Source organism: Agromyces seonyuensis (assembly GCF_009789225.1).
GTDB classification, from domain to species: Bacteria; Actinomycetota; Actinomycetes; order Actinomycetales; family Microbacteriaceae; genus Agromyces; species Agromyces seonyuensis.
Genome location: NZ_WSTA01000126.1, coordinates 1 through 7,433 on the forward strand (window position 1 = coordinate 1; position 7,433 = coordinate 7,433).

8 protein-coding genes are annotated in these 7,433 nt (G+C 72.5%); 6 read left to right on the forward strand and 2 right to left on the reverse strand.

What is annotated here, in order from left to right:
- From ribD to GB864_RS17500, 6 genes are all read left to right on the forward strand, one after another.
- The coding region (gene ribD / locus GB864_RS17475; RefSeq protein WP_160426971.1) for a bifunctional diaminohydroxyphosphoribosylaminopyrimidine deaminase/5-amino-6-(5-phosphoribosylamino)uracil reductase RibD at positions 1-1,016 on the forward strand (1,016 nt) is incomplete at its 5' end.
- Positions 1,016-1,708 (forward strand): riboflavin synthase, encoded by a 693-nt coding sequence (locus GB864_RS17480; protein ID WP_160426972.1) that lies wholly within the window; start codon positions 1,016-1,018, stop codon positions 1,706-1,708. The genes ribD and GB864_RS17480, both read left to right, overlap by 1 nt.
- Positions 1,705-3,003 carry a GTP cyclohydrolase II gene (ribA, locus tag GB864_RS17485; RefSeq protein ID WP_160426973.1) on the forward strand — a complete coding sequence of 433 codons (1,299 nt, stop codon included), beginning with the start codon at positions 1,705-1,707 and terminating at the stop codon, positions 3,001-3,003. Before GB864_RS17480 ends, ribA begins: the two co-directional genes overlap by 4 nt.
- Positions 3,000-3,473, forward strand: coding sequence for a 6,7-dimethyl-8-ribityllumazine synthase (gene ribH, locus GB864_RS17490; protein WP_160426974.1), 474 nt, complete (start codon positions 3,000-3,002; stop codon positions 3,471-3,473). The genes ribA and ribH overlap by 4 nt, the downstream gene beginning before the upstream one ends.
- 322 nt (positions 3,474-3,795) lie before the next feature.
- Entirely contained in the window at positions 3,796-5,244 is a 1,449-nt protein-coding gene (locus GB864_RS17495; RefSeq protein ID WP_160426975.1) for an MFS transporter, read from the forward strand.
- A 119-nt stretch (positions 5,245-5,363) separates the two neighbouring features.
- Positions 5,364-5,678 (forward strand): antibiotic biosynthesis monooxygenase, encoded by a 315-nt coding sequence (locus tag GB864_RS17500; protein WP_160426976.1) that lies wholly within the window; start codon positions 5,364-5,366, stop codon positions 5,676-5,678.
- A 68-nt stretch (positions 5,679-5,746) separates the two neighbouring features.
- Here GB864_RS17500 and GB864_RS17505 read toward each other — a convergent pair whose 3' ends face one another.
- Both GB864_RS17505 and GB864_RS17510 read right to left on the reverse strand, forming a co-directional pair.
- Complete coding sequence (locus GB864_RS17505; protein WP_160426977.1) at positions 5,747-6,589, reverse strand: ABC transporter permease; 843 nt, start codon at positions 6,587-6,589, stop codon at positions 5,747-5,749.
- The coding region (locus tag GB864_RS17510; protein WP_236779229.1) for an ABC transporter permease at positions 6,586-7,433 on the reverse strand (848 nt) is incomplete at its 5' end. The genes GB864_RS17510 and GB864_RS17505, both read right to left, overlap by 4 nt.

Sequence of the window (7,433 nt, forward strand, 5' to 3'; positions counted from 1 at the left end):
CCGCGCACGGACCCGCGCGGGGCGTGAACCCGCGCGTCGGCTGCGTGCTGCTCGGCCCCGACGGCGGCGTCCTCGCCGTCGGCTGGCACCGCGGCGCCGGCACCCCGCACGCCGAGGTCGACGCGCTCGGCAAGCTCGCTCCGGGTGCCGCATCCGGCGCCACGGCCGTCGTCACGCTCGAGCCCTGCAACCACACCGGCCGCACCGGCCCCTGCTCGCAGGCCCTCATCGACGCCGGGGTCGCCCGGGTCGTCTACGCCGTGTCGGACCCGGGCGACCACTCCGCGGGCGGCGCGGCAACGCTCGCCGCCGCGGGCGTCGACGTCGAGGGCGGCCTGCTGGCCGACGAGGCCGAGGCGTTCCTCGCCGACTGGCTCTTCGTCGCCCGCCACGACCGTCCGTTCGTGACGGTCAAATGGGCGGCGACCCTGGATGCCCGTACCGCGGCCGCCGACGGGTCGAGCCGCTGGATCACGGGGGCCGAGGCCCGCGCGGACGTGCACCTGCGCCGCGCCGCGGCCGACGCGATCGCCGTCGGCACCGGCACCCTGCTCGCCGACGACCCCTCGCTCACCGCGCGCGACGCCGACGGCGCCCTCCTGCCCGACCAGCCCGTGCCCGTCGTGTTCGGGCACCGGGACGTCCCCGCGGGCGCCCGCGTCGCCGCTCACCCGCAGCCCCTGCTGACGCTGCCGGGCGACGACCTCGCGGCCGAGCTCGGCACGCTCGCCGATCGGGGCATCCGCTCGCTCTTCGTCGAGGGCGGCCCCACGCTCGCGAGCGCGTTCCTGGCGGACGGCCTCGCCGACGAACTGCTCGTCTACGTCGCACCCGCTCTGCTCGGCGGGCCGCGGCTCGCCACCGGCGACCTCGGCATCGGCACGATCGCCGACGCCCGCCGCTACGTCTTCTCGGACGTCGACCGCCTCGGCGACGACGTCCGGCTCATCGCCCGTCCGGCCCAGGACGGCACCGACGACGCGCCCGAGCGCGTCGGACAGGAGGAAACCGACTGATGTTCACCGGGATCATCGAGGAGATCGGCCGCATCGAACGCGTCGAGCGCACCGCCGACGCCGTGCGGCTCACCGTCAACGGCCCGCTCGTGGTCGGAGACGCGAAGCACGGCGACTCGATCTCCGTCTCCGGCGTCTGCCTGACCGTGATCGAGTTCGACGCGGAGCGCTTCACGGCCGACGTGATGGCGCAGACGCTCAAGATGTCGACGCTCGAGGGCGCCGAGGTCGGCCGCCCCGTCAACCTCGAGCGCGCCGCGAAGGTCGGCGACCGCATCGGCGGGCACATCGTGCAGGGCCACATCGACGGCACCGCGCGCCTGCTGTCGATCCGCCCCGGCGGCGCCTGGCGCGTGCTGCGCTTCTCGCTCGACCCCGAGCACGCGCCGCTCGTCGTCGACAAGGGCTCGATCGCCGTGGACGGCGTCTCCCTCACCGTGAGCGACCTGGGCGACGAAGCCGACGGCTCCTGGTTCGAGGTCTCCCTCATCCCGGAGACCCTCGCCGCGACGACCCTCGGCGAGCGCGAGGTCGGCGAGCTCGTCAACGTCGAGACCGACATCCTCGCGCGCCAGGTGCGCCGGCTCGCCCAGTTCGGCCGCTCCGACGAACTGCCCTCCTCCGACGCGGGCGCACCCGCGCAGTCCGTCGGATTCTCGCTGCGCAGCGACGACGAAGGGATCCGCGCATGAGCCTCTCCAGCATCCCCGAGGCGCTCGCCGCGCTGCGCGCCGGCAAGCCGATCATCGTCGCCGACGACGAGGGCCGCGAGAACGAGGGCGACGCGATCATGGCCGCCGAGTTCGCCACCCGCGAGACCATCGCGTGGATGGTGCGGCACACGAGCGGCTACCTGTGCGCGCCCATGCCGCCCGAGCTCGCCGACCGCCTCGACCTGCCGATCATGGTCGAGCGCAGCCAGGACGCCCGCGGCACCGCGTACACCGTGTCGGTCGACGCGGCCCAGGGCGTGACGACCGGCATCTCGGCCGCCGACCGGGCGCACACCCTGCGCGTGCTCGCGAACCCCGAGTCGGTGCCCGCCGACCTCATCCGCCCCGGCCACATCCTGCCGCTGCGCGCCGTGCCCGGCGGGGTGCGCGAGCGGGCCGGCCACACCGAGGCGGCCGTCGAGTTCATGCGCGCGGCCGGGCTCGCCCCCGTCGGCGTCATCGGCGAGCTCATCGACGACGACGGCGAGATGATGCGCCTGCCGCGGCTCATCGCGTTCGGCGAGGAGGAGAACCTGCCCGTCACGACGATCGCCGCCCTCATCGACTGGCTCGAGCAGGGCGGGGCCGAGGCGGCGGAGGCATCCGATGCCGGTCTCGCCGCCGTCGGTCCCCGCGCCGAGACGCCGCGCATCGGCTTCGAGGTCGAGACCCACCTGCCCACCGTGCACGGCACGTTCCGGGTGCGCGCGTACCGCGACCACGTCTCGGGCGCCGACCACCTCGCGATCATCGCCGGCGAGCCCGCCGACGGCGCGCTCGTGCGCCTCCACTCGGAGTGCCTGACGGGCGAGGCCTTCGGTTCGCTGAAGTGCGAGTGCGGTCCGCAGCTGCAGGCCGCGCTCGACACGATCGCGAACGAGGGCGGCGTCGTCGTGTACCTCCGGGGCCACGAGGGCCGTGGCATCGGTCTCATCAACAAGCTGCGCGCCTATCGCCTGCAGGAGGACGGCCTCGACACCCTCGACGCCAACCTCGCGCTCGGCCTGCCCGCCGACGCCCGCGACTACACCGCGGCCGCCGAGATCCTGGCCGACCTCGGCATCGGCTCGGTGCGCCTGCTCACGAACAACCCAGAGAAGCTCCGCCAGCTCGAACGGCAGGGCATCCGGGTCGACGAGCGCGTGCCGCTCGTCGTCGGCGTGGGCTCGCTCAACGCCGGCTACCTGGCCGCCAAGCGCGACCGCATGGGGCATCAGATCGACTCGCTCGAGGATGCCTCCCCCGAATCCATCCTGGAAGGACACGCATCATGAGCGGAGCCGGTTCACCCGTCGTCGAGGTCGACGCGACCGGATTGGACGTCGTCGTCATCGCCGGACGGTGGCACGACGTCATCACCGACGGCCTCATCGCCGGGGCCGAGCGAGCCCTCGGCGAAGCCGGCGCGGACTACCGCGTCGTGCGGGTGCCGGGCTCCTTCGAGCTCCCGGTCGCGGCGAAGGCGGCCCTCGACGCCGGCGCGGACGCCGTCGTCGCCCTCGGCGTCATCATCCGCGGCGGCACGCCGCACTTCGAGTACGTCTCCTCGGCGGCGACCGACGGCCTCACGACCGTCGCGATCGAGACCGGCAAGCCCGTCGGCTTCGGCGTGCTCACCCTCGACGACGAGCAGCAGGGCCTCGATCGCGCCGGGCTGCCCGGCTCGAAGGAGGACAAGGGCCATGAGGCGGCGACGGCCGCGATCGCGACCGCGGTGCTGCTGCGCGAGCTGCGCGGGAACTGACCGCGCCTCGCACGCCGAACGGGCGGCGCTCCCTCGTGGGGCGCCGCCCGTTCGGCGCTTCCCGATGCCCGCCCGCTGCACGCGTCGAACCGGCGCCGTTCACCGCACGGATCCCGCCGCTCGACGCCTGCGCCCCGGCCCGATGGGGAAACCGCTCTGAAACACGCGTAGCATTGTCGGGTTGCCACAAGCAGCACCTGCACCCTTCCGCGTCCCCGCCCGGCTCATTCGCCCGGGCCGCGTGCGACGCACGACCCCGCTCCGCAATCCCACCCGGTTCGCTCGCGCGAGGCATCCGACCTTCACCGGAAGTCCTGTTCGCATGACCAGCACCACCGCGACGCCCAGCGCCGCACCCGCTCCCTCCCCTACCTCGAAGCCCGCGAACTCGCGCGCCCGCGTCATCACGGCGTCGCTCATCGGCACGACGATCGAGTTCTACGACTTCTACGCGTACGCCACCGCGGCCGTCCTCGTCTTCCCGATCCTCTTCTTCCCGACGGGCAACGACACGACGGCCCTCCTCGCCTCGTTCGCCACGTTCGGCGCGGCGATGCTCGCGCGCCCCGTCGGCGCCCTCGTCTTCGGGCACTTCGGCGACAAGTACGGCCGCAAGGCGACGCTCGTCGCCTCCCTCCTCACCATGGGCATCGCGACGTTCCTCATCGGCGTCCTGCCCACGCACGACCAGGTCGGCTGGCTCGCGGCGCTGTTCCTGCTGATCCTCCGGCTCGCGCAGGGCTTCGCACTCGGCGGCGAGTGGTCGGGCGCGGCGCTCGTCGCGACCGAGAACGCCCCCGCGGGCAAGCGCGCCTGGTACGGCACGTTCCCGCAGCTCGGCGCGCCGATCGGCTTCATCATCGCCAACTCGCTGTTCCTCGTCATCAACACCGCGACGGGCGGCTCCGAGGGCGCGTTCCTCGAGTGGGGCTGGCGCGTGCCGTTCCTCTTCTCCGCCGTCATGGTGATCATCGGCCTCTGGGTGCGCCTGAAGCTCGTCGAGTCGACCGCCTTCGAGAAGGCCGCCAAGGAGGGCGCGATCCGCAAGGCCCCCATCGGCACGGTGTTCCGCCACCACTGGAAGCAGCTCATCCTCGGCACCTTCTTCATGCTGGCCACCTACGTGCTCTTCTACCTGATGACGAACTTCACGCTCACCTGGGGCACGAAGCCCGCGACGGTGGAGGCGGCCCAGGCCGCCGCCGACGCCAAGGGCGTCGCGTTCGACGCATCGACGTTCTATCCGGGCGGCGGGTTCGCGTACCACGACTTCGTGCTCATGCAGATCATCGGCGTCGTGTTCTTCGGCATCTTCACGCTGCTCTCCGGCCCCATCGCCGACGCGATCGGTCGCCGCCGCCTGCTCATCTGGGTGACGGCCGCGATCATCGTCTTCGGCCTCGCGTTCAACGTGTTCCTGCTGCCGCAGGCCGACCCGAAGTTCTCGGGCGCGCTCGTGCAGGCCTTCCTGGTCTTCGGTTTCATGCTCATGGGCTCGACGTTCGGCCCGATGGGTGCGCTGCTGCCCGAGCTGTTCCCGACCAACGTGCGCTACACCGGCTCGGCGATCGCCTACAACGTGTCGTCGATCCTCGGCGCGGCAGTGGCCCCGCTCATCGCGCTCGTGCTCTGGGAGGTGGCCGGGCCCTGGCTCGTCGGCGTCTACCTCTCGGCGATGGGCATCCTCACGCTCATCGCGCTCATCGTCTCGAAGGAGACCAAGGACGTCGACTACGAGGACGCGGGCATCGGTTCGTCCGCCGTGCTCTGACGCGCATCCGCACCATCCGGCTCGGCCGGCGCTCTTTCGGGGGCGCCGGCCGTCGCCGTTTCCGGGCGCGTCCGCGCCGTGGTCCGAATCCGAGGATGCCTCGGCGCTACGCTGACCGCATGTTCATCTACGTCGAGGTGCATCGTCCCAAGCCGGAGTACCGGCACGAGCTCATCGCGGCGATGAACCGGGTGCGGCTCGAAGCGCTCGGCACGCCCGGGCTGAAGGAGATCGGCCCGTGGACCGAGTCGGACGACGGCACCAAGGTCGTCGGCATGAGCATGTGGGAGTCCCGTGCGCACTGGGAGCGCCGCTCCCCCGAGGTCTTCAAGCTCTGGTGGGACGCACCGGTCGACTTCTGGGCGGCCGCGCCCGTCGAGCGGATGCTCCTGGACGACGCCGGCGCCTTCCCCGCGGACGCGATGGAGCGCTGACCGCTTCGCTCCCGCAGCCCGGCGCCGTCGCGCGCCGTCTCCGACCGCGCCGGCGACGCGTCGCCAGATCAGTCGAGGAACAGCGCGCGGAGCCGACGGGTCGTGAAGACCATGCCCACCGCGGCGAGCACCGCGTAGTACCCGACGTGCCAGAGCATCCCCCAGCCGACTGCCCCCGTCGTGAGGCCGCGGACGAGCTCGACGCCGTGCCAGAGCGGCAGCGCCTGAATGACCCACTGCACGGCCTCGGGGTAGACCGAGAGCGGGTAGAAGGTCGCCGAGAACAGGAACATCGGCAGGAGCACGAAGTTGATCCAGTCCATCTGCTGGAACGTCTTCAGGTAGCTCGTGATCGCCATGCCGAGGCTCGCGAACCCGAAGGCGATGAGCAGCACCGCCGGCAGCGCGGCGAGCGCCCACCACGAGAGGTTGAGCCCGAGCACCTGCATGACGATGAGGAAGCCGCCCGCGTAGACGCCGCCGCGCAGCAATGCGAGCGAGATCTCGCCGAGCGCGACGTCGAGCGGGCCGAGCGAGGTCGCGAGCATGCCCTGGTAGAGCTTCGCGAACTGCATCTTGAAGAAGACGTTCCAGGTCGAGTCGTAGATCGCGCCGTTCATCGCCGCGGTCGCGAGCAGGGCGGGCGCGATGAACGCCGCGTAGGGGATCTCCTCGCCGCCCGAGTCGACGGCGCCGACGAGCGCCCCGAGGCCCAGGCCGAGCGAGAGCAGGTAGAAGACGGGCTCGAAGAACCCGGAGAGCACGACGAGCCAGTTGGTCGAGGCCGTCGCGCGCCAGCCGCGGTACATGACCGCGCGCGCGTTGCCCGCGTAGAGCGAGCCGAGGGGGCGTCGGCGGCCCGCGCCGGAGGCGACGGCCGCCGGGGCGGTGGGAGCGATCGGTGCGCTCATGCTTCGAGCCTCCGGGCGGCGAAGCGCCGGGCGAGGAGCCACCCGGCGAGGGAGTACCCGACGAGGACGAGCACGTGCACCGCGGTCAGCCAGTTCGGCTCCTCCGCGCCGTAGGCCACGGCGCGGCCGAGCTCGGTGCCGTGCCAGAGCGGGCTGAGCCAGCCGATCCACTGCAGGAAGCCGGGCAGCTGCGACAGCGGGAAGAACGTGCCGGAGAAGAGCGTGAGCGGCAGCACGAGGAAGCGCATGACGGCGGCGATCTGCCCGGTGTCCCGCCGGATCGTGATGACGTAGGCGAGCAGCGGCAGGCCGAAGGCGAGTCCGGCCGCCGTGCCGGCGACCGCCGCGAGCCAGCCGAGCGGTCCGGTGACCGCGCCGAAGCAGAGCATGAAGACGTAGTAGACGGCGCTCGTGGCGAGCACCCGGCCCGTGACGGAGAGGACGACGCCGTCGATGATCTGGCCCGCGCTGAGCGGCGCCGCCCGCATCCCGATGAAGGTGGGGTTCCACTTGAAGCCCTGCATGATCGGATAGCTGAACTCCTCGGCCGAGATCTGCAGGGCGGCGCTCGCGAGGAGCGCGGGCGCGACGAATTGCAGGTAGCCGACCCCGTCGATGTCGCCGGCGCCGGCGTCGACGACCGCCGCGAGGCCCACGCCCATGGCGTAGAGGTAGATGAACGGCGAGCCGATGCCCGTGGCGAGCATGGTGCCGAGGTAGCTGCGCATGACCCGGAACCGGTGCTCGGCGACGTACCAGGCGCCCCAGCGGCGGGTGCGGGCGGCGCCCGCGACGGCGGCTCGGGCGGCGTCCCGTGCGGCGGCCGCGGCGGCGTAGGCGGGCG

What these genes read in the sequence shown, in the direction of transcription:
- GB864_RS17480 (WP_160426972.1), top strand. Translation starts at nt 1,016, where the DNA reads ATGTTCACCGGGATCATCGAGGAGATCGGCCGCATCGAACGCGTCGAG.
- GB864_RS17500 (WP_160426976.1), top strand. Translation starts at nt 5,364, where the DNA reads ATGTTCATCTACGTCGAGGTGCATCGTCCCAAGCCGGAGTACCGGCAC.
- ribH (WP_160426974.1), top strand. Translation starts at nt 3,000, where the DNA reads ATGAGCGGAGCCGGTTCACCCGTCGTCGAGGTCGACGCGACCGGATTG.
- GB864_RS17495 (WP_160426975.1), top strand. Translation starts at nt 3,796, where the DNA reads ATGACCAGCACCACCGCGACGCCCAGCGCCGCACCCGCTCCCTCCCCT.
- GB864_RS17505 (WP_160426977.1), bottom strand. Translation starts at nt 6,589, where the DNA reads ATGAGCGCACCGATCGCTCCCACCGCCCCGGCGGCCGTCGCCTCCGGC.
- ribA (WP_160426973.1), top strand. Translation starts at nt 1,705, where the DNA reads ATGAGCCTCTCCAGCATCCCCGAGGCGCTCGCCGCGCTGCGCGCCGGC.